The sequence below is a fragment of the Corallococcus sp. NCSPR001 genome (assembly GCF_017309135.1).
Taxonomy (GTDB): Bacteria; Myxococcota; Myxococcia; order Myxococcales; family Myxococcaceae; genus Corallococcus.
Map to the genome: position 1 here is coordinate 443,354 of NZ_JAFIMS010000002.1, position 20,555 is coordinate 463,908.

Sequence of the window (20,555 nt, forward strand, 5' to 3'; positions counted from 1 at the left end):
CACCATGTCCGCGCCCGCCGGAATGACGCTGCTCTTCGAACAGGCCCACATCCTCTGCTACCGCACGTTCGACATCGCGGAGGAGATCGACCTGGAGCGCGCGCGCAAGGCGCTGTCGGAGGACTCGCGCCGCTTGAAGCTGTCGCGCGAGAACAGCCAGTACATCCAGCTGCCCAACCCGCCCGTGGCCTATGAGCTGGGCCGCAGGCCGCTCGCGCTGCGCGGCGGGCCCGTCACCGTGGACGCCACCGCGCGCCTGTTCGACCACGGCGCCGCGTCCATCATCCTGCGCGTCCCCGTCGCTCCCGGCACCACCTGGGAGACGCTCACCCTGGTCGCGGACGAGCTCTATGACAGCCAGGCCCTGGAGGACCTGGCGCGCGAGCTGGTGGAGGGCGTGCGCCGCACCATCGCCGCCGCCGTGCAGGGGCCGCACCTCTGGGACCAGAGCGAGAGCTACACCGTCATCTTCGCCGAGCGCATCCAGGGCAACCCCTCCGCGGAGGAGCTGTTCCAGTGCGCGGACATCGCGCGGCTGCTCCTGGGAGAGAGCACCACCGCGCCGCTCGCGCCGCGCGAGCGCGAGGCCGTCACCCAGGTGCGCTTCAGCTACACCGCCCATGACCTGGTCGTCGTGGACTGGAACAGCGCGTTCGTCTACGAGCCGTCCGGCTCGCGCGACATCCCGGACCTGTTGGAGATCGCCAACGCGCAGCTCCTGGAGTTCCGCTACTACGACGAGCGGTTGGACAAGCACATCGCGCGCATCCACGACGAGGTGCAGAAGAAGAAGCCCGGCTGGCTCACGCTGTTCCGCAGCCCCTACCGCAACCTCGCCCGGGAGACGCTGGGCACGCTCGTGGACCTCAACGAGTTCGTGGAGCGGGTGGAGAACAGCCTGAAGATCATTGGCGACTTCTACCTGGCCAAGGTCTACGAGGGCGCCGTGCGCCGCCTGCGCATCCCCGCGTGGCAGGCCTCCGTGACGCGCAAGCAGCAGCTGCTCGCGCAGACCTATGGCCTGCTCAAGGGCGAGGTGGACATCGACCGCTCGCACGTCCTGGAGGTGATGATCGTCGCGTTGATCATCCTGGAGATCGTCATGGCCTTTGGCCGCATGTTCGAGCACTGACGGCCACGGTTGCGCTACGCTTGCCGGACAGGCGTGTCACGGAGGCTTCCACGTGAGTGCATCAAACCCCCTCTTCGGTGATTTGCTGCTCAAGCTGGGCGTCGTCTCGCCGGGTCAGGTGCAGGAGGCGCTCGCGCTCCAGGCCCTCACCGGACAGCGCGTGGGAGAGGCGCTCATCTCCCTGGGCTACGTGTCGCGCGAGCAGATCCAGGACGCACTGGGAGAGGCCCTGGGCTTGAACCACGAGAAGGGGCCCGCGCAGCCGCCCCTGGGCGAGCTGCTGGTGGGGCTCAAGTACGTGACGCTCGCGCAGCTGGATGAAGCGCTGGCGCGGCAGCGGCGCGACGGGCGGCGGCTGGGGGAGATCCTCGTCGAGCTGGGCCACTGCACGTACAAGCAGATCTACGAAGCGCTGGGCGTGCAGAACCGCATCGTCGGCCGGCAGGACCTGCCGCGTCCCGCGACGGAGGGCCGCCGCCGCGTGGTGGTGGTGGACGACAGCCCCCTGGCGTGCGCCTTCGTGCAGGAGGGGCTGGTGGCCCTGGGCTACGAGGTCCTCTGCTTCCAGGACCCCTACGAGGCGCTGGAGGGCATGGGGCGCCTGCAGCCGGCCATCGTGCTGAGCGACCTGGAGATGCCGGGCCTGGATGGCGTGGAGCTGTGCCGGCGGCTCAAGGAGGGCCCGCGCAGCGCCATCCCCGTCATCATGCTCACCGCCAACGACCGTGAGGCGGAGCGCGTGCGCGGCCTGCGCGCGGGCGCGGACGACTACGTGAACAAGTCCGCGTCCATGGACGAGCTGGCGGCGCGCATCGAGAGCGTGGTGCGCCGCACGGACGAGACGGAGCGCATGCGCAAGCTGTTCGCGCGCTACACGTCCGACGCGGTGGTGGAGGAGATCCTCAAGAGCGCGGACGCGGCGGTGCTCGCCGGCGAGAAGCGCGAGGTGACGGTGCTGTTCGCGGACATCCGCAACTTCACCGGCCTGGCGGAGAGCCTGCCTCCCGAACAGGTGGTGGCGGTGCTCAACCAGGTGCTGGGCCGGCTGTCGGACGCGGTGCTCACCTGCGGCGGCACGCTGGACAAGTTCCTGGGCGACGGGCTGATGGCCGTCTTCGGCGCGCCGGTGGGCCGCCCGGACGACGCGCTCCGGGGCTTGCAGTGCGCGAAGATGATGATGGAGGCCGTGGCGGAGCTGCGCGCCGTGGCGGAGGCCGAGTGGGTGGCCCACGGCCGCGAGGGCCGGCCCCTGGTGCTGGAGCTGGGCGTGGGGCTCAACTCGGGCGTGGTGGTGTCCGGCAACATCGGCGGCGCGATGCGGGCCGAGTACACCTGCATCGGCGACGCGGTGAACGTGGCCGCGCGGCTGTGCGCGCTGGCCGGGCCGGGGGAAATCCTGGTGGGCGAGCGCACGCGCGAGCTGGTGGACGCGAACGAGACCGCCTTCGAGGACCTGCCGCCGGTGCGCCTGAAGGGCAAGCAGCAGCCGGTGCCGCTTTACCGCGCGCTCTGACGCGGTAGGGTGGACGGGCCATGTCCGCCACCTCGTCCCCGTCCGCCGTCCGCGAGAAGTCCCGCCGCTCCCCGCTGCCCTGGGTGGCGGTGGTGTTCGCGGTGGCGCTCGTCGTGGCCCTGGTGCTCACCGCCTTCCGCCGCCGCGACCCCGAGCAGGCCCAGCGCATCCACGCCGACTTCACCCTCATCCTGGACGCGCTGGAGCGCTACCGCGCGGACCACGGGGGGAAGTTGCCGGAGGAGGGGAACCTGGACGAGATGCTGGTGCCCAAATACCTCCACGCCGTGCCCCTGGACCCCTGGGGCCGGCCGTACCACTACGCGAGCAGCGACCAGGGCGTGTTCCTGTCCAGCTTCGGCCGCGAGAACCAGCGCGGCGGCGCGGGCGACAATCAGGACCACACCAACCACGACGGGCACCAGCAGCTCCTGCGCTAGGGAGGGCCTCGCCGCCGGGCCGCCCCACCCTGGTGGGCAGGCAGGCCGGCATGCGTGGACCGCACGTCACCGGGCATCTGGCGTGCGCATCCTTCCTGGCGGAGGAGGCTCCAGCGGGCATCGCCTCCTCGGGGGGCCCCGCCATGGCCATCATCTGCGCAACCAACCTGTCCGCCGACGCCGCGCACGCGGCCACCGTCGCGGCGACGCTCGCCGGCCGCCTGGGAGAGCCCCTGCTGCTCCTGGGGGTGGATGACGAAGTGCCGGACGCGGAGGCTCCGGACGCCCTGTCCGCCGCGGAAGGAGGACTGGCCGCGGAGTCCGCGCGCCTGCGGGCGATCGCGGGCAGGGTGGAGCCGCGCATGCAGCGGGGCGCCTCCGTGGAGACGCTGCTGGGAGACGAGGAGTGCCGCAGCGCCCGGCTGGTGGTGGTGGCCGCGGAGGGCTGGCGCACGTCCCCCTGGCGCAAGACGTCCCTGGCGGAGCGCCTGGCCCGCCACGGCTGCGCCCCGGTGCTGGCGGTGCGCCGGGACACGGCGCTCCTGGACTGGGCCCGAGGCCGGCGCCGGCTGCTGGTGATGGTGGGGGTGGACCCCCGCTCCTCCACGTCCGACGCCGCCATCACCTTCCTGCGGGAGCTGCGGCGCGTGGGCGGATGCGACGTGCTGGCCACGTACGTGTGCTCGCCCCTGGAGGAGCGCGAGCGGCTGGGCATCCACACCCCCGTGCACGTGGAGCGGCTGGACGCGCGCGAGCGCACCATGGAGGGGCTGGAGCCGCTGGTGGAGCGCGTGCTCCACCGCGAGGTGCGTGAGCGCCTGGGCGACCTGGAGGGGGAGGGCCGCGTGGAGGTGGTGCTGGAGCCCGGCTATGGCCGCCCGGCGGACCACCTGCTGCACGTGGCCCACGCGCGCAGCGTGGAGCTCACGGTGGTGGGCATGCACCTGCGCGGCGGCGTGCAGCGGCTGTGGCACGGCTCCGTGTCGGAGGGGGTGCTGCGCCGCGCGGAGCGCTCCGTGGCGTGCATCCCGCCTGGAGCGCGCGAGCCGCGCCGGCTCCCTCCGCCCCGGAGCGCGCTGGTGCCGGTGGACTTCACGCTGGCCTCGGGACAGGCCATCGCGCAGGCGTGTTCGCTGGTGGGGCCGGGGGGCCGCGTGCACCTGCTGCACGTGCACCGGCTCCGGGGCCGCGAGCGGGGCCCCCGGGACTTCCACGGCGTGCTCCCGGAGCCCGACAACGAGCGGGACCGGGTGCTGAAGCGGCTCTGGGCGCAGGTGCCCGGGGACACGGTCGCGCAGGCGGTGCACTGGAGCGTGGAGGGGGTCAGCGGGGAGGACGTCGCCACCGCCATCTGCCAGGCCACGGAGCGCGAGGGCGTGGACCTGGTCTGCGTGGGCACGTCCGCCCGGCGCGAGGTGGTCCCGGACGTCCTGGAGGAGGCGGTGGCGCGCGAGCTGGTGCTGCGCTGCCGCCGGCCCGTGATGGTGGTGCCTTCGGCTTGACCCGGGAACGGGCGTCCAGTGGAGGGGCTCCCGGGGAACGGGTCCCTGGTTTTTTCCCGCACGTAAGGGATTGAACAGGCGACCCTGGAGGGCGTTAGACTTTGGGAGGACCCGCTTTCCCAGAAGGGTAGGGCATCCCGTGGCTCTTCGCGGTTATCGAGAAGAGGACCTCGTCTCCAACCGTGCATCGCTGATCATCCACGGCGGCACCGAGGATGAGCGCAGGGCCTGGGCGGAGGAAGCCGCGCGCAACTTCGGCGTCCCGCTCACGGAGGTGCGTCAGGCCCAGGAGCTGGCCGGAGCGCTCCGTCAGCCCAACGGCGTGGTGTTCATCGCGGACGCGGGGAAGCTGCCGCTGGACGCCCAAGGCCTCATCCTGCGCTGCCTCCAGATGCAGGAGGAGCGGCCCAAGGTGGTGGTGGGCGTGTCCGGCACCGCGATGGCCGCCCTCACCCGGGGCACCCTGCGCGAGGATCTGCACTACCGGCTGCACCAGGCGCAGGTGGACCTGCAGACGGACGGCCTGCGGGACGCGCTCAAGCGCCGCTGGGCGCAGCAGGCGGAAGTGCTGGCCGTGCGCGCCGCCGCGCTGAAGGCCGCCGAGGAGAAGGAGCGCGCCGCCGCCGCGGCCCGCCGCCCCGGCTCCGTCACCCGCATCCTGCCCAAGCGCAAGGCCGCGGCCCCCGCGCGCAAGGGCGCGCCCCGCAACGCGGTCCGCTGAAACCCGATGGAGCCTTCCGGAAGGGGGGGCTCCCAGAGGGGGCTGGGGCGGGGAATGGGTACTACTGGAAAGATGGGCTAGAGTTGTTCCCAGCCGTCTTTCCTCTCCTCTCCGGAGCGAAACCGCAATGTCCCAGCAAGCCCCTGGCAAGAAGCGTGGTCTGTCCCGTCCCGTGGAAGTCGTCCGCGCGGAGCTCCTCAAGGATCCCGAGACGAAGCGCATCGCGGATGCCGTGGGGATGAAGCTGGAGGACTACGTCGAGCTGGTGCTCGAGTACGCCCAGGACAAGGACAAGGAGCCCATGCTCAACGTCGTGTCCGACGAGGAGCTGAAGGCGAACGGCTTCCCCGTGCACACGGTGGAGGAGGTCGGTGAGTTCCTGGTCGCGGGCGCCAAGGGTGAGCTGCCCGGCCAGGGCAACCCCTTCGCCAAGTCCGAGTTCGAGGCCAGCAAGAGCGCCGGGGCCGGCAAGCCGAGCCTGAACCCCTCGGCCGAGACCCCCAAGGCCCCCCAGGACGAGGCGAAGCAGAAGGAGCTGATGGACCAGCTGAAGAAGGGCGGCGGTGGAACCCGGGGCTGAAGCCCGCCTGGGAATCTCCGTGAAATAGATCGGAAAATGGGGAGGAAACATTTTCCTCCCCCCTCCGAGAATCCTTTTGAAGCTTCACTCCGGCTCACACTCTCCAAACCAAGTTCAAGTAGGGGGTTTCACCATGGGCGGCATCGGCAAGGTTGTCAGCAGCGTCGCGAAGACGGTCTCCAACATCGCGGGCGGCGTCGCGAACATCGCGGGCAAGGCGCTGAACTTCGTTCAGAACCCCATGGGCGCCATCGCGGGCGGCCTGAAGGGCATCGCGGGCGGTCTCCTGGACAAGCTCCCGTTCGGCCTGGGCAAGCTGGCGAAGCCGTTCGTGGACAAGTTCATCGACTCCGGCGCGTCCCTGCTGTCCAAGGGCCCCCTGGCCGGTCTGTCCCAGCTGACCAAGTTCGCCCCCACCGTGAAGTCCATCGCGGACATCGCGGGCGTGGTGAAGGATGGCGCGGACAAGGTCGGCGCGCTGGCCTCCCAGCCCGCGCAGCAGAACGTGCAGAACCTGTTCGCCCACGCGCAGGCTGCGCTCATCAACTGAGTTCCCCGCTGAAGTTGGCGTGACTCAGGCACGAAGGCCGGTACTCACCGCGAGGTGGGGGCCGGCCTTTCGGCTTTGCGGGCTTCGAGCCGGGCTCGGGGCCCGGGTGGAGTGAGACCCGGTGTGTCGCACCCGGAGTATGGGCGCGATCAGGAAGCGGTGGGCTTCAGCCCTCTTCGCGGGTGATGCGGAAGGCGTCGGTCTCCAGCTTCTGGGTCGCCTCGGGGTCCGCGCTGTCGTAGTAGCCGCGAATCTCTCCGGTGCCGTCCACCAGCACGAAGTGGGTGCCGTGGAAGATGGAGAGCAGGTCGTCCTCGGGGGCGCCGGCCTCGCGGCCCATGCTGATCTTGAAGCCCTGGACGATGGTGTCCTTGAGGGTGGCGTAGTCGCCGGTGAGGAAGTTCCAGCGGGTGAAGTCCGCCTTGTACTTCGTCCCGTACTCGGCCAGCCGCTCCGGGGTGTCGTAGGCCGGATCCACGGAGAAGGACACCAGTTGGAGGTCCGTCCCCAGCTTCGCGGTGTGCTCCTGCACGCGCGCCATCTTCTGCGTGAAGACAGGGCAGACGGTGGGGCAGCGGGTGAAGATGAAGTTGGCGATGAACGGGTGGCCGCGGAGCTGCTTCAGCCCGAAGGGCTTTCCGTCCTGCCGCGTGAAGGTGAAGTCCGGCAGCGCGCCCAGGCGGGGCGGCGGCTGGGAGCGGTCCTTCACCATGTCGTGGACCGCCACCCCCATGAAGCCGAGCGACGCCACGGCGATGCCTGCCCAGACCCAGGAGCGGCGGACGGGACGGGAGCGGGGGGCGGCGGACGGAGACGAGGGCGATTCGACGGACATGCGTCGGCACGTACGGCATCGGCGGGGGGCGCACAAGCGCCGGGCAGGCGCGGGGTAGGGGCTGGCCGCATGCGAGGCATGAGGGAGAGTGGCCGCTCCCGGGCGGACGGGGTGCTCCTTGAGGGGACGTTGGGTGCGTGCTAGCCCGGAGGCCATGTCCCAGGCCCTCTTCCTGCCTCCGGGTGGACGCGCTTCGCCGGGCGGATGGGGAGGCTTCCGGGTGCTGGCGCTCGGCGGCTGGCTCGGGCTCGTCGGGGCGCTGGTGCCGGCGGCGGCGTGGGCGTGCCCCTCATGCACGGCCCGGGCGCCGGAGTCCCCGGGGGGCGCAGGCGAGCTGCTGCTGGCGCTGATGCTGGTGCCCTTCGCGTTGGTGGGCGTGGGGCTCTGGGCGGCCCGGCGGGCGGGGCGAGAGGCGCCGGGAGCAGCGCGGGCTTCGGCCCCCGTGGAACAGGAGCATCCGTGATGGCGCAGTCCCCTGCGTTGCCCTCGTCCTCCCCCAGCGACGTCGCGCCGCCGGATGCGCAGGCGCCCCTGGCGGCGCCGCCCGCGCGGAGCGCCTGGAGCCTGGCGCCGCCGGAGAACGCGAGCGCGACGGGCGGCCGCATCGACGCGCTGCTGGCCACGAGCCATGGCTTCGACCTGGCGCTGGCGGCGGTGATGCTCGGGTGGATGCTGCTGGCGGTGGCGCGCTTCCGGGGCGCCCGGAAGGTGGCGCCGGATGGAGGCACGCGGCGTTCGAAGGCGTGGGTGCTGGGGCTGGCCGTGTGCGCGTTCGGCGTGGTGGACGGGACGCTGTTCCTGGGCTCCCAGGGCTACCTGAACGACGTGCTCTGGAACTTCCGCGTCCCCACGGCGGATCCGCGCACGGTGCGCATCCAAATCAACGCGCACCAGTGGTCCTGGGAGGCGCGGTACGCTGGCGCGGACGGGGCGTTCGGCACGAAGGACGACGTGGTGACGTGGAACGACCTGCGCGTGCCGGCGGACGTGCCTGTCTGGGTGCAGCTGGTCTCCACGGACGTGGTGCACGGGTTCTCGCTGCCGGCCTTCCGCGTGAAGCTGGACGCCATCCCGGGCCGCGTGAACCAGACGTGGTTCCAGGCCGCTCGTGAGGGCGCGTGGGAGGTGGCCTGCTACCAGCACTGCGGCACCAGCCACTACCGGATGCGCGGCATGCTGACGGCGCTGTCCCCGGAGGCGTACGCGGCGTGGCTGCGCGAGGCGAGCCTCAAGGCGGTGCAGGCCTACGACCCGGATGACACGGCGGCCCACTGGGGCTGGGTGTGGAGGACGCCATGAAGGCGGGGGCGCTCTTGAAGTCGCTCTGGACGACGGACCCCCAGCGTGTGGCGCGGCAGTACCTGTGGGGCGGGTTCCTGTTCCTGTTGGTGGGCGGCCTGCTGGCCATGCTCATCCGCTTCCAGTGGGCGTGGCCCGGGCAGCCGGTGCCGGGGCTCGCGTGGGTGCTGCCCGAGTCGAAGGGCGCGCTGACTCCGCCCACGTACACGGCCGTGTTCACGATGCACGGCCTGTTGATGATCTTCTTCGCGGTGACGCCGCTGCTCTTCGGCGCGCTGGGGCACTTCGTGCTGCCGCTGGCGATTGGCTCGAAGCAGATGGCGTTCCCCCGGCTGTCGCCGTTCGGCTTCTGGTCCTACGCGGCGGGCGGCGCGCTGATGCTGGTGTCGTTCGTGGTGCGGCTGGGGCCGGCGAGCGCGGGGTGGACGTCGTATCCCCCGCTGGCGACGCCCGCGTTCACGCCGGGGCTGGGGCAGACGCTGGTGACGGTGGCGGTGCTGTGCGTGGGCGTGTCCGCGTTCCTGTACGGGCTCAACTTCGTCGTCACGGTGGTGCGCTGCCGCGCGCCGGGGATGACGTGGGGCCGGATGCCGCTGGTGGTGTGGGGGCTGTTCTACGGCGCGGTGCTCAACGTGCTGTTCGTGCCGGTGCTGGCGGCGGCCACGGTGCTGCTGCTGCTGGACCGGGTGGCGGGCACGCAGTTCTTCATCGCGGGCGCGGCGGCGGTGGGCGGGGGCGGCGACCCGGTGGTGTACCAGCACCTGTTCTGGCTGTTCGGCCACCCGGAGGTCTACATCCTCATCCTGCCCGCGTGGGGCATGGTGGGGGACTTCGTGGCGTTCTTCAGCCGCAAGCCCGCGCACGGCTACCGGCTGACGGCGGGGGCCATGGGCGTGGTGACGGCGCTGAGCGGCGCGGTGTACGCGCACCACCTGTTCACCAGCGGGATGGCGCCGGTGCTGGGGCGCACGTTCATGGTGCTGACGCTGCTGATTTCCCTGCCCGCGGAGGTGATGTTCCTCAACTGGCTGATGACGCTGTGGCGGGGCAGCGTGCGGCTCACGTCGCCAATGCTCGCGGCGCTGGCGACGATGATTGTCTTCGGCCTGGGCGGCATCACGGGGCTGGCGCTGGGCGCGGTGGCGACGGACGTGCCGCTGCACGGGACGATGTGGGTGGTGGGCCACTTCCACCTGACGATGGGCGCGGCCAGCTTCCTCGCGGTGTTCGCGGGGCTCTACTTCTGGTTCCCCCGCATGTACGGGCGCGCGTTGGACGAGCGCATGGCCAAGGTGCACGTGGTGCTGAGCGCGGTGCTGTTCATCGCCGTCTTCGGCGGCCAGCTGGTGGCGGGCTACGCGGGGCAGCTGCGGCGGCTCTATGACCCGTACCAGTACACGTTCCTCGCGCACCTGCTCACGTTGAACCGGTGGACCAGTTGGGCGGCGTTCGCGCTGGGCGCGGTGCAGTTGGTGTTCGTGGTGAACCTGGTGCGGACGCTCGGGTGGGGCCGGGCCGCGGAGCCGAACCCGTGGCGCGTGGGAACGCTGGAGTGGACGGACGCGGGGGCCGGCGCCGTGGTGCTGCGCGGTCCGCATGCGCTGTCGCAACCGGAAGTACAGGAGCAACTGGGTCGCGATTGGATTGGCCAGGCGGAGCCACTGCCCTCGGGCGTACCCGTGGCGGAGCCGGTGGTGCGGCCGGTGCCCGGAGTGGAGGGCGCCGTCTAGCGGTGCTCCCAGAGGTCCACGCCGGCGTTGCCTTCGGGGAAGCGGCGGACGAAGTGCTGCTTGAACCAGGGGCGGCTCTGCGGCGTGAGCATCCACTCTCCCCGCGGGCCCAGGACGACGAAGCGGCAGGCGCCCAGCATGATGCGCAGGGCCTGCTGGGCCTCATCGGCGGAGAGGGCCTCGTTGGTGGTCTCGAAGCGGTCGCCCGTGCTCATGGCGTCCTGGAGCATGGTGGCGTAGCCATCCACGATGGGCGTGGCGCCCATGGGGAGCCGGCCCGCCGCGAGCGCCCAGCCGGGCTCGAAGGAGTAGAGGCACGCCTTGGGAGGCACGTCCGCGCGGAGGTGCTTCGCGAGCGCCACCACGTCCGGGGCCTGCCGTTGGGCGCTCTGGTGGACGTGCCGCGCGCCGGGAACGAACGCGACGGCGAACAGGAGCGCGGCCACGGCGCGTGAGGCCGTGCGGCCCCAGCGGGTGCTGAAGGCGTGGAGCACGGACGCGCCCAGGCCCGCGAGCACGGCCCCCGAAGCGGCGAGGTGCGCGTTGTCCGGGTTCCAGTAGGTCCTGGACGCGAGGAGCAGGGCCACGCCGAGGACGAACGCGGAGGCGAAGAAGCGCGCGGCGGGGCGGTGCTCGGGAGCGGCACGGAAGGCGCGCACGCACGCGGTGCCCAGGCCCAAGAGGGTGAGGACGACTTCGCCCCACCGGCGCTCGTGGAAGATCTCACGCAGGCGCAGCCAGCGGTCCAGCTCACCGTCCGGGGGACGCACGGCCTGGAAGGTGATGACGTCGCGGAGGAACTCGGAAGGGGCGAGCGCGGCCAGCGGACCCACGACGACGACGCAGGTGGCGGACGCGACGAGCACGGGCAGGAGCGCGCGGCGCCAGGATTCCTTCCCCGGTCGTGAGAGCAGCGCGGCGATGAGCCAGAGTCCCCCCGGAATCTTCACGGAGATGGCGAGCCCCAGGAGCACGCCCGCGCCGATGCGGCGTGCCCGGGAGTGGGGGCCGGACGCGAGCCAGAGGTTCGCGAAGCCCATGCACAGGACGTTGAGCAGGGGCTCGAGGAACGTGCCGCGCTCCACGAGGGCGGCCTCTGGATACGCGGCATAGGCGAGCGCGGCCACGCAGCCCGCGACCGGACCCCAGGCGCGCCAGGCGATCCGGCCCGCGAGGAACACGCACAGCGCGCCCACGGCGGCGGCGAGATAGCGGGTGATGCCGTATGCGGTGGCCGCGTCGAGCCCCAGCGTGAGCGCGGCACCGGGAGCCCAGAGCAGGAGGCCTCCGGGCGGATGGACGAAGATGAAGTCGCGGTAGGGCAGGTCCCCGCGCAGCAGGAGCGACGCGGCGGAGAAGTACACGCCCTCGTCGTAGTCCACGGGATAGCCCATGGCGCCGGAGCGATGGAAGAACGCCAGCGCGCGCAGCACCCAGGCGCCCAGCGCCACGATGATCAACGGCCAGAGGTCCAGGCCCCGAGAAGCGTGAGAGGGGACGGACGGGGACGGCGCTGCGAGCGGAGTGGGCGCGGGTTCCATCGGAGTCAGCACGGCAGGCTACTACCGGCGGACCCACACGCACGCGGAGTTCTTGCGCCGGAGGAAGGCACGGGCGAGCCAGGGCCGCAGCGCATCCCGGAGACGCGGCCCGTCAGCGCCGGGTCGTCATGCCACGAAGCCTGGATGCCAGTGGGCACGGCCCGGACGGGCCTCGTGCGTTGCTCCGCGCCTCGCGCGATTGCCGTCCTGCTCACGGGTGTGATGCGCGGAGGTGATTCGGTCGATGGGCGCCGCTCCGAGGGACGGGGGGCCGCCCGGCTTCCTGGTGCTTTCCGCCGGGTCCAGGCATGCGAGAGTCCAACCCCGTGAGCACGAACGACCCCTCCGGGACGCTGGCCTCCACGTCCCCCCAGCGTGACGAAGCGAACCTCTGGTTCGGGGTCGTCATCGCGCATGGCGCGGCGGCGATGCTCTTCTGCTCGATGGCCTTCACCGCGGGCTTCTACCGGCTGCGCGGCTTCTGGCCTCCCGCGTCCGCGCGCCCGGGTGTCCTTGTGCCCGCGCTGGCCGGTGGGCTCCTCGTCATCGGGGTCGTGCTGCTACACGGCGTGCTCCGGCAGTCGCGGCCGAACCGGCTCACGTTGGCGGGCGTGCTGGGCGCTGGAGCGGCGTTCCTCGCGACGCAGGCGGCCTGGCTGCACGTGCTGTTCTGGTACCGCGACCTGCGCATCCCCGACAGTGGTGTCTTCGCCTCCGCGCTGTATGGCCTGTCGGCGGTGCAGGCCGTGCATCTGGCGGTCGTGCTCTTGGGGTTGCTGCGCGCGGGACTGCGCGTCCTGCGCGGTCAGGACGCCCATGCTCCGTTGCGGCGCGCCCTGCCTGGCTGGTGGTGTTCGACGGTGATGTACGGCGTCCTCTTCGCGGTGGTGTACCTCCCATGAAGCCCACTTCCTGCTTCTCGTTCCGCATGCTCGCCGTGCTCGCGTTGGGGGCGCTCGCTCCCGCGTGCCGCAAGGAGACGCCCACCTTCGAGCCCCTGAAGCTCGCGGACGGCACCGTCATCCCCGCCGCGACGCTGGCGCGCGGATATGACGTCTACACGCACTACTGCGCGTCCTGTCACGGCGAGAAGGGCGACGGCCAGGGCCCGGCGGGCTCCGGGATGCGGCCTCCTCCGCGCAACTTCCACCAGGGCCTGTACAAGTTCGGCGGCGTGGCCGCGGGTGAGCTGCCCACCGACGACGCGCTGAAGCGCACCCTGCGGCGGGGCCTGCACGGCACGCCCATGTTCGCGTGGGACGTGCCCCCGGCGGACGTGGACGCCGTGGTGCAGTACCTCAAGACCTTCAGCCCGCGCTGGAAGCAGGAGCCCCCCGGCGCGGCCATCGTCCTGTCCGAAGACCCGTGGAAGGGCCGTGAAGCCGAGGCCGTGGAGCGAGGCCGCACCGTCTACCACGTGGCCGGCAAGGGCAACGCGGGCTGCGCCAGCTGCCACGTCGCCTACCTGCCCCGAGCGGAGCTCGCCGCGCTCACGGAGAGCGTCACCGGCCGCAAGGTGAACCTGGCGAACGTGGATCCGTACACGGCGCTGCAGCGGGATTCGGACTACTCGCTCACCGTGGACGCGAAGGGCGAGGCCACGCAGTTCGCCAAGGTGCTGCCGCCGGACTTCCTCTTCCATCGCCTGCGCACCGTGTGGCCGCGGGACACCCGCGTGGAGGGCCAGCCGTACACCGCGCAGGCCCAGCGCGAGGACCTCTACCGCGTGATGGCCGCGGGCGTTGGTGGCGCCGCGATGCCGTCGTGGAAGGGCGCCATCCCGGAGGAGAACCTCTGGGCGCTCGCGTACTACGTGCAGAGCCTCGTCGTGATGCACGACACCCGCGCCGCCCGCGACCTCCAGTCACGGTTGCGTGACTCGAAGATGCAGGAATAGCGGATAGATGCAGCAACCTGAAAAGTAGGTCTTCCTGGGAAACTAATTCCCAGGCGTCGCGAAAATCCGGGCACTGATTTACCTCTTTTCCCGGAGTTTTAACCGTGACGACCTATTCCGTTCGCAGCGGCGACACGTTGAGCGGCCTGGCGCAGCGCTTCAACACGTCGGTGTCTTCGCTCCAGAAGACGAACCACATCGCGAACGCGAACCTCATCCGCGTGGGCCAGAGGCTGACGGTCCCGGACGGGTTCCAGGCGGCGCCGTCGAAGGCGGGCAGCTACACGGTGCGCAGCGGGGACACGCTGAGCGGCATCGCGGGGCGGCACGGCACGACGGTGGGCGCGCTGGCGAAGGCGAACGGCATCGCGAACCCGAACAAGATCTACGTGGGCCAGCGGCTGACGATTCCGGGCGCGGGTGGAGGCGCGGCGCCGGTGACGTCGAAGCCGCCGTCGTCCGGGGGCGCTTCGTACACGGTGCGCAGCGGGGACACGCTGAGCGGCATCGCGGGGCGGTATGGGACGACGGTGGGGGCGTTGCAGCAGGCGAACCACATCGCGAACCCGAACAAGATCTACGTGGGCCAGAAGCTGACGATTCCGGGCCGCACGGGTGGGACGGGCGGGACGTCGAAGCCGCCTCCGTCGACGGGGGGCGTGGGTGGGACGCCGGGCACGTCGGGTGGGAAGGGTGGGGTGACGGTGGCGCAGCTGCGGCGGATCATGCCGAACCTGTCGCAGGCGAAGGCGGAGCAGTACCTGCCGCACCTGAACAAGGCGATGGCCGAGGCGAACATCAACACGCCCCGCCGCAAGGAGATGTTCCTGGCCCAGCTGGCGCATGAGAGCGGCGAGCTGCGCTACATGGAGGAGATCGCCTCCGGTGCGGCGTACGAGGGCCGCAAGGACCTGGGCAACACGCAGCCGGGCGACGGCAAGCGGTACAAGGGCCGGGGGCCCATCCAGCTGACGGGCCGCGCGAACTACCGTGCGGCGGGCAAGGCGCTGGGCATCGACCTGGAAGGGCACCCGGAGCGCGCGAAGGATCCGGACGTCGCGTTCCGCATCGCGGGTTGGTACTGGAGCTCGCGCAACCTGAACAGCTACGCGGACGCGGGCAACTTCCGCGAAGTCACCCGCCGTATCAACGGCGGCTACAACGGCCTCGCGAGCCGCGAGATGTACTACCGCCGCGCCCAGGACGTGCTCGGCTGAGCCCGTCTGGGGCGTGGGACCCGGGTCCCACGCCCTGGCGCATGGATGCGAAAAGGTGCCTGTGATTCCGGGCACCTGAGCGTGGCGCATCGGCTGCACAGGGCGTGGGCTCCTCCTTCCTCGGAGCGAGCCTGATGTCCCGAATCGATGCGCCCGGTAGCAGTCCCCTGTCCCCCGAACCCACGCTTCCTGAACCTGATGCACCCGCGCCGGAGCTTCGCGTAAGCACGACTGCGTCCCGCAGGACCTCCGTCAGTGAGAGCAGTGCGTCCGCGCCCTCGCGCAATGAGCTGCGGCCCTATGACGGCCCCTCCGTTGCCCCTTCCTCACCCCGTCCCTCCTCGCATGCGGACGGCCCCGCCGTGTCCGCGCGCGAGCTGTTGGCCATGGGGGGCCGGCTGCGTCCTCCCTCCGCTCCTGTCCCCGAGGATGTCTATGCCTCGGTCCGCTCGCACCTGACGCGCAGCCTTTCGAACCCCTTCCTCACCGGCAGCGATGTGAAGGCCACGCACGATGCGCTCGGCTCCGTGCCTCGTGACGCGTACCGCGCCACGCTGGAGCGCATGGACCGTGACGGACTGCTCTCCGCTTACGTGTCCCGGATGGATGCTCCGTCGCGCCAGGCCTTCCTCGAACAGGCTGCGTCCAATGGCGTCCTCTCGCGGCGCCCCGGCGGCGTGGAGGGACAGCTCGGCATGCCCGGTCGCCCGGAGACCTTCGTCAATGATCCGAAGCTCCCGGCATCCCTTCGCGACGCGGTGAACGCCCACGCCACCGACACGGGCCGTGCCGCCGTCGTCGCCTATGACGCCTACCTGCAACGGTATGGCGACGCCGTGGCCCAGTCCGGCAGCCTCCAGGCCCTTCGTTCACTCGGGCCTCCTCAGTCGCTGGACCTGCGTGAGACGTCGCTCGGCCTCTCCTGGTCCGACCCCCAGCGCGCACGCTTCGAGTCCGAATGGAAGGCCGGCCTGGGACGCCCCCAACACTCGCTCGTCCAGGCCTACGAGACCGTCACCGCCCGCGCGCAGGTCCTCTCCGGCGAACGTCCCGCCGGTGCCTTCGTCTCCGCCGAAGCGAGCGTGGCCCTGGAGATGCTCCACTTCAAGCGCACGGCCCATGCCTCCGCGCGCGGCACCACCGACGTCCAGACGCAGGCGGGCATCGCTACCAAGGCAGGGCCCGTGGGCCTGGAGGTGATGATGGACGCTCACGGCAAGTCGGAGGCGCAGCTCCAGGTGGAGCTGGGCATCGCCAGCGTGAGCCGCGACTCCGAAGGCAAGGTGGAGCTGTCCCTGGGCGCCGGCTCCCACGCCCGCGCCCACGCGTCCCTCAACCCTCGCACCGCGGAGTTCGGCGGCGGCATCTCCCTCGAGGTCTCCCACAAGGAAAGCCAGAGCCACGCCGGCCTCAAGCTGGGCTACGGCCTGCGCGGCCTCACCCCCGAGCGCGCCTCCCAGGCTGTCCGCGACGACATCCCCGGCCTCTTCAGCCGCCCCAGGGACCTGGACCCCGGCGTCGCCTGGGAGGCTCTGCCCGCGGAGCGCCGCGCCCTCTATGAACGGCAGGGCTGGACGCGCGAGGAGTGGGCCCAGGACTCGCGGCGCTGACTACCGCACGTTCGCGTGCAGCACCTTCTCCACCACCACCACGTCGTGCCACACACCGTCGAGCGGGGCGTGCTTCTCGTGCACGCCCACCTCCCGGAAACCCAGCCGCTTCAACAGCGCGCGGCTGCGCAGGTTGGTGGCGAAGACCCGCGAGGTCAGCTTGTGGAAGCCCGCGGCCTCCGCTTCCCGCAGCAGCGCCTCCATCACGTGCCGGCCCACGTCCCGGCCCCGAGCCTCCGGTGCCACGTAGACGCTGAAGTCCGCGATGCCCGCGTAGCACTCGCGCGGGCTGTACGCGCCGGTGGAGGCGTACGCGATGACGCGCCCGTCCTCCTCCGCCACCAGCACCGGGTGGCGCTTGCCCAGCCACCCGTCGATGTCCTCGGGCGTGCGCGGACGCGTCTCGAAGGTGGAGGCGCGCTCGGCGAGGGCCGCGTTGTAGATGGCCGCGATGGCCGCCCGGTCCTCGCGCGTGGCGGCCCGGACCGTGGGCAATGCGCTCACGGAGAAGCGCGCTTCGCCGGCGCCTCTTCCTCCTCGGCCTCCGGGCGCAGGGAGATGGCGGTCCACAGCGCGAGGTGCCAGGGGACGAAGAGCAGGGCCACGCCATTCGAGGCCAGGGCCAGCGGGAGCGCGACGATGATCCACAGCACCGCCGCCACCCACAGCCCCACCGAACCGATGGACTGCATGTCCCTCGACCGGGAGTGGTGGCCCATCAGGGAGAGCCCGGTGAAGATCCACAGGAGCGAGGCGACTCCGAAGGTCACCTCGGCCGCCGCCGGCATCCGGAAGTAGGAGAGGAAGAACCACAACCCCACCATGCCCGCTGTCTGGTACAGCGCGCTCACCACCGCCAGGACGACGTTGCCCGCGGTCAGCCCCGGTGGCCTGCCGTCAGCGCCCTTCGTCTCCAGCAGGTCGGGCGGCAGCTCCATCGCGTACGGATAGCCCATGGAGATGAGGGCCTCCTTCGCCGCGTGCCGCACCTTCATCCCGCCCGAACCCGTGTAGTCCCCCACCGGGTTGCCGCGGTCCAGGAGCCCCAGCAGCAGATCCGCCCGCTCGCGCAGCGGTTCGTCCGGCGCGGGCAGCCGGCCCAGGCCCACGATGAGCGCGTCGATGTCCGCGCGCACCATCCCCGGCGAGCGCACCTCCTCCAGCAGGAACGTCAGCGGCGGGAACGACTCCGCCGGGATGGACTCGGGAACGTCGGCGGGCGCCTCGTCGGTGGAGGCGTGCGACGGCTCGGAACGGAGGGCTTCCTGGGACATGGGTGCTCCTGGCGGACAGTCATCCTCCGGCGGAGGCCCGCGAGCAAGGGGGGCTGCCCCCGCCCCCGGGTGCCAGGAGGAGACAGTGTCCGTGGAACCGCCCTGGCCCCTTCAGCGCAGGAACTTCTCCACCACCACCACGTCGCGCCACGCGCCGTCCACCCGCGCGTGCTTCTCGTGCGTGCCCACCGTGGTGAACCTCAGGCGTTCGAACAGCTTGAGGGTGTGCGCCTGGTCCGCGAGGACGCTGGTGGTGAGCTTGTGGAAGCCCGCTTCTTCCGCGGCCTTCAGCAGCGCCTTCAGCAGCAGCTCGTCCAGGCCCCGGCCCCGGACATCCTTCGCCACGAAGAGGCTGAAGTCCGCGATGTCCGCGTAGCATTCGCGCGAGCTGTAGGCGCGGGTGGCCACGCACGCGACGACGCGCCCGTCCTCCTCGGCCACCAGCACCGGGTGCCGCCCGTCCTCCTCGCCTTCCACCGGCACCTCGAAGGTCGTGGGCCGCCGCGCGAGCGCCGCGTCCTGGAGGCCCGCGATGGCGTCCTGGTCCTCGGGCGTGGCGGGCCGCACGGTGGGCGGGGGCGGGCTCGCGCGCGGCGGCACCGGGGCCTCCAGCGGCGGCTCCACCGTATGCATCTGGATGGAGCACACCAGCGCCAGGTGCCACGGCATCAGGAGCGCCGTGACGAACTCCCCCTTGAACAGGGCTACCACGGCCATCAATGCCCAGACCACCGCCTGGAGCATGAACCACGCCGACCCGTGGCCCTGCCGCTTCAGGTCGCCCCTCGCGATGCCCCACAGCGACACCAGCGAGGGGAACAACACCAGGACCGCCACGGTGCCGTAGCCCTTGGTGAACAGCGCCCCGAAGTCCCACGGCGTCACGTCCGCCAGCGGCATCGCCCGGCGCAACTGGTACAGCGCGCCCAGCGCGACGAAGACCGCGGTGCCACGGCCGGGCGGCGAATGCAGCACGGACGCGCGAGCCGGGGCCCTGGCCGCCGCCTCCGCCTGAATCCCGTCGGACCCTGGAGGCACCAGGGACAGCAGGGCCGCCTCGGCCTCCTGCCAGGACTGCTTCCTCGGGGTGGTGGACGGCGGCTCGTGGGACATGTCGTTGCCCTGTCTTCCTTCACCGGGCCACCCGGGAGCAAGGGGGTGGGGCCTCCGTCCGGAGGGCGAGGGAGCGGCCTCCGGAGGTGGGCCACGCCCCCCACGCGTGCGCACCCTTCCCGGGCACACCCCTGACTTCTCATTCGCGACGAGCGAGGACACCCGATGCCGATGGAACGAGCGCAGCGGTTCGTGGACGCACTGTTGAAACTGGAGGAGCACGGCGACATCGAGCCGATGGTCGCCCTCTTCGCCGACGATGCGCAGGTGAGCAACGTCGCTTCCCCCAACGTCTTCTCCGGCATCGACGGCGCCCGCCGCTTCTGGACCGAGTACAAGGGTACCCTCGGCCAGGTGAAGTCCACCTTCCGCAACATGATTGAGTCCGGCGACCGCGTGGCCCTCGAATGGGAGACGCAGGGCACCGGGCGCAACGGGGCCGCCATCGCCTACGAGGGCGTCTCCATCATCGAGTGGGACGGCGACCGGGTCCGCCGCTTCTTCGCCTACTTCGACCCGCACGCCCTGGGGCAGGAGCTGGCGCACGGCACCGCGCCCCGCTCGCAGGTGCCTTCGACGACACCGGCCTGACACGGACGCAACTTCCGGCGGTCCCTGGGGTTCTTATGGCTACGGCCACCCAGGGACATGCCGGCATCGCAAGGTTCACCCGGACCGGGTGTGCACTGCCGTGCACCTGGACCGCGACCCGGGGTAGCCTGGAATGACATGGCCCACCCTTTTTCCGACGGGCCGCGTCGTCCCCCGGGAACCCCATGATGACCCGCGTCATTTCCCCCCTCCTGGCCGTCATGCTCCTGGCGGCCTCGCCCGCTGGCGCGGCCCTCGCGCCGGACGCTCCCGTGATGGTCGCCGCGGCGAAGCGCAAGTCCGTGAAGCGCAAGCCGGTGCCGCCGCCCCCGCAGGAAGCCGCGCCCGCGGCCCCCGCGCCGGTGACGCCGGACGTCACGCCGCCCGTGTCCGCCACGCCGGAGTCCGGCTCCACGGGCACCGCCGCGCCGCAGGACTCCAGCACCTCCGAGCCCAGCCTGGACTTCGACCTGCTCACGCCGGAGGCGGAGGCGTCCAAGGGCCTGCTGGACCCCGACCTCCAGAAGGACCTGGAGACGCGCCGCACCATGCTCAAGCTGCACCAGGGCCTGGGCCTGGCCATGGCGGGCGGCCTCACCGCGGCCACCGTGCTGGGGCAGCTCCAGTTCAACGAGTCGTTCCGGGGCGGCGGGGACAACCGCTCGCTGCTCGCCTGGCACCGGGGCGTCGTCATCGGCACGTCGGTGCTGTTCGCCACCGTGGGCACGCTGGGCGTGCTGGCGCCGGATCCGGTGGAGCGGCCGTTCCAGTGGGACACGGTGACGTTCCATAAAATCTTCATGAGCCTGGCCACCGCCGGGATGATTGCCCAGGCGGTGCTCGGCATCCTCGCCACCCACAGCTACGGCGAAATCACGGAGCCGAAGTACGCCACCGCGCACCAGGTGGTGGGCTATGCCACGCTGGGCTGCGTCGCCGCGGGCATCGTCACGCTGACTTTCTGACCCCATCCCCCCTGTCGTGAATGTCTCCGCGCGCCGGCCGTTGTG

General features: G+C 71.4%; 21 protein-coding genes. 16 read left to right on the top strand and 5 right to left on the bottom strand.

The genetic code is table 11. From position 1 onward, the window contains the following. Positions 1-4 precede the first annotated feature (4 nt). From JYJ93_RS03785 to JYJ93_RS03815, 7 genes are all read left to right on the top strand, one after another. Positions 5-1,132 carry a hypothetical protein gene (locus JYJ93_RS03785; RefSeq protein ID WP_206786623.1) on the top strand — a complete coding sequence of 376 codons (1,128 nt, stop codon included), beginning with the start codon at positions 5-7 and terminating at the stop codon, positions 1,130-1,132. A gap of 52 nt (positions 1,133-1,184) precedes the next feature. After that, positions 1,185-2,645, top strand: a complete 1,461-nt coding sequence (locus JYJ93_RS03790) for an adenylate/guanylate cyclase domain-containing protein (RefSeq protein ID WP_128800157.1) — start codon at positions 1,185-1,187, stop codon at positions 2,643-2,645. A 20-nt stretch (positions 2,646-2,665) separates the two neighbouring features. Further along, entirely contained in the window at positions 2,666-3,085 is a 420-nt protein-coding gene (locus tag JYJ93_RS03795) for a type II secretion system protein GspG (protein WP_206786624.1), read from the top strand. A gap of 50 nt (positions 3,086-3,135) precedes the next feature. Beyond that, complete coding sequence (locus JYJ93_RS03800) at positions 3,136-4,587, top strand: universal stress protein (protein ID WP_242543657.1); 1,452 nt, start codon at positions 3,136-3,138, stop codon at positions 4,585-4,587. A 139-nt stretch (positions 4,588-4,726) separates the two neighbouring features. Then, entirely contained in the window at positions 4,727-5,308 is a 582-nt protein-coding gene (locus JYJ93_RS03805) for a Fis family transcriptional regulator (RefSeq protein WP_206786625.1), read from the top strand. 127 nt (positions 5,309-5,435) lie between these two features. Continuing rightward, entirely contained in the window at positions 5,436-5,888 is a 453-nt protein-coding gene (locus JYJ93_RS03810) for a hypothetical protein (protein WP_206786626.1), read from the top strand. A 133-nt stretch (positions 5,889-6,021) separates the two neighbouring features. Then, positions 6,022-6,438, top strand: coding sequence for a hypothetical protein (locus JYJ93_RS03815; protein WP_206786627.1), 417 nt, complete (start codon positions 6,022-6,024; stop codon positions 6,436-6,438). 166 nt (positions 6,439-6,604) lie between these two features. Here JYJ93_RS03815 and JYJ93_RS03820 read toward each other — a convergent pair whose 3' ends face one another. After that, positions 6,605-7,273 (bottom strand): SCO family protein, encoded by a 669-nt coding sequence (locus JYJ93_RS03820; protein WP_242543658.1) that lies wholly within the window; start codon positions 7,271-7,273, stop codon positions 6,605-6,607. A gap of 154 nt (positions 7,274-7,427) precedes the next feature. Between JYJ93_RS03820 and JYJ93_RS03825 the strand changes: the two genes are divergently transcribed. From JYJ93_RS03825 to JYJ93_RS03835, 3 genes are read left to right on the top strand one after another with little or no spacing between them, the layout of a single operon-like run. Continuing rightward, positions 7,428-7,736 (top strand): hypothetical protein, encoded by a 309-nt coding sequence (locus tag JYJ93_RS03825; protein ID WP_206786628.1) that lies wholly within the window; start codon positions 7,428-7,430, stop codon positions 7,734-7,736. After that, entirely contained in the window at positions 7,736-8,572 is an 837-nt protein-coding gene (locus JYJ93_RS03830) for a cytochrome C oxidase subunit II (protein ID WP_206786629.1), read from the top strand. The genes JYJ93_RS03825 and JYJ93_RS03830 overlap by 1 nt, the downstream gene beginning before the upstream one ends. Continuing rightward, positions 8,569-10,302: a cbb3-type cytochrome c oxidase subunit I gene (locus JYJ93_RS03835; RefSeq protein WP_206786630.1), complete on the top strand. Its 1,734-nt coding sequence runs from the start codon at positions 8,569-8,571 to the stop codon at positions 10,300-10,302. Before JYJ93_RS03830 ends, JYJ93_RS03835 begins: the two co-directional genes overlap by 4 nt. Here JYJ93_RS03835 and JYJ93_RS03840 read toward each other — a convergent pair. Next, positions 10,299-11,855, bottom strand: a complete 1,557-nt coding sequence (locus JYJ93_RS03840; RefSeq protein WP_206786632.1) for a glycosyltransferase family 87 protein — start codon at positions 11,853-11,855, stop codon at positions 10,299-10,301. The two genes, JYJ93_RS03835 and JYJ93_RS03840, sit on opposite strands and share 4 nt — an antisense overlap. Before the next feature lie 314 nt (positions 11,856-12,169). Here JYJ93_RS03840 and JYJ93_RS03845 point away from each other — a divergent pair, with 314 nt between their 5' ends. From JYJ93_RS03845 to JYJ93_RS03860, 4 genes are all read left to right on the top strand, one after another. Then, positions 12,170-12,745: a hypothetical protein gene (locus JYJ93_RS03845; RefSeq protein WP_206786634.1), complete on the top strand. Its 576-nt coding sequence runs from the start codon at positions 12,170-12,172 to the stop codon at positions 12,743-12,745. Beyond that, entirely contained in the window at positions 12,742-13,740 is a 999-nt protein-coding gene (locus JYJ93_RS03850; RefSeq protein ID WP_206786636.1) for a c-type cytochrome, read from the top strand. Before JYJ93_RS03845 ends, JYJ93_RS03850 begins: the two co-directional genes overlap by 4 nt. A 104-nt stretch (positions 13,741-13,844) precedes the next feature. Beyond that, positions 13,845-14,957, top strand: a complete 1,113-nt coding sequence (locus JYJ93_RS03855; RefSeq protein WP_206786638.1) for a LysM peptidoglycan-binding domain-containing protein — start codon at positions 13,845-13,847, stop codon at positions 14,955-14,957. Between the two features lie 362 nt (positions 14,958-15,319). Continuing rightward, positions 15,320-16,567 (top strand): hypothetical protein, encoded by a 1,248-nt coding sequence (locus tag JYJ93_RS03860; RefSeq protein ID WP_206786639.1) that lies wholly within the window; start codon positions 15,320-15,322, stop codon positions 16,565-16,567. On the opposite strand, the gene JYJ93_RS03865 is transcribed toward JYJ93_RS03860, so the two are convergent. The 3 genes from JYJ93_RS03865 to JYJ93_RS03875 all read right to left on the bottom strand — a co-directional run bounded on the left by JYJ93_RS03865 (position 16,568) and on the right by JYJ93_RS03875 (position 18,954). Further along, positions 16,568-17,071 carry an arsinothricin resistance N-acetyltransferase ArsN1 family A gene (locus JYJ93_RS03865; protein ID WP_206786640.1) on the bottom strand — a complete coding sequence of 168 codons (504 nt, stop codon included), beginning with the start codon at positions 17,069-17,071 and terminating at the stop codon, positions 16,568-16,570. After that, complete coding sequence (locus JYJ93_RS03870) at positions 17,068-17,841, bottom strand: hypothetical protein (RefSeq protein ID WP_206786641.1); 774 nt, start codon at positions 17,839-17,841, stop codon at positions 17,068-17,070. Before JYJ93_RS03870 ends, JYJ93_RS03865 begins: the two co-directional genes overlap by 4 nt. A gap of 111 nt (positions 17,842-17,952) precedes the next feature. Further along, positions 17,953-18,954: a GNAT family N-acetyltransferase gene (locus JYJ93_RS03875; RefSeq protein WP_206786642.1), complete on the bottom strand. Its 1,002-nt coding sequence runs from the start codon at positions 18,952-18,954 to the stop codon at positions 17,953-17,955. A 165-nt stretch (positions 18,955-19,119) separates the two neighbouring features. On the opposite strand from JYJ93_RS03875, the gene JYJ93_RS03880 reads away from it, so the two are divergent. Beyond that, on the top strand, positions 19,120-19,545 hold the full coding sequence (locus JYJ93_RS03880; RefSeq protein WP_206786643.1) for a nuclear transport factor 2 family protein: 426 nt from the start codon (positions 19,120-19,122) through the stop codon (positions 19,543-19,545). Positions 19,546-19,730: 185 nt separating this feature from the next. Then, positions 19,731-20,510, top strand: a complete 780-nt coding sequence (locus tag JYJ93_RS03885; RefSeq protein ID WP_206786644.1) for a hypothetical protein — start codon at positions 19,731-19,733, stop codon at positions 20,508-20,510. Positions 20,511-20,555: the final 45 nt, after the last annotated feature.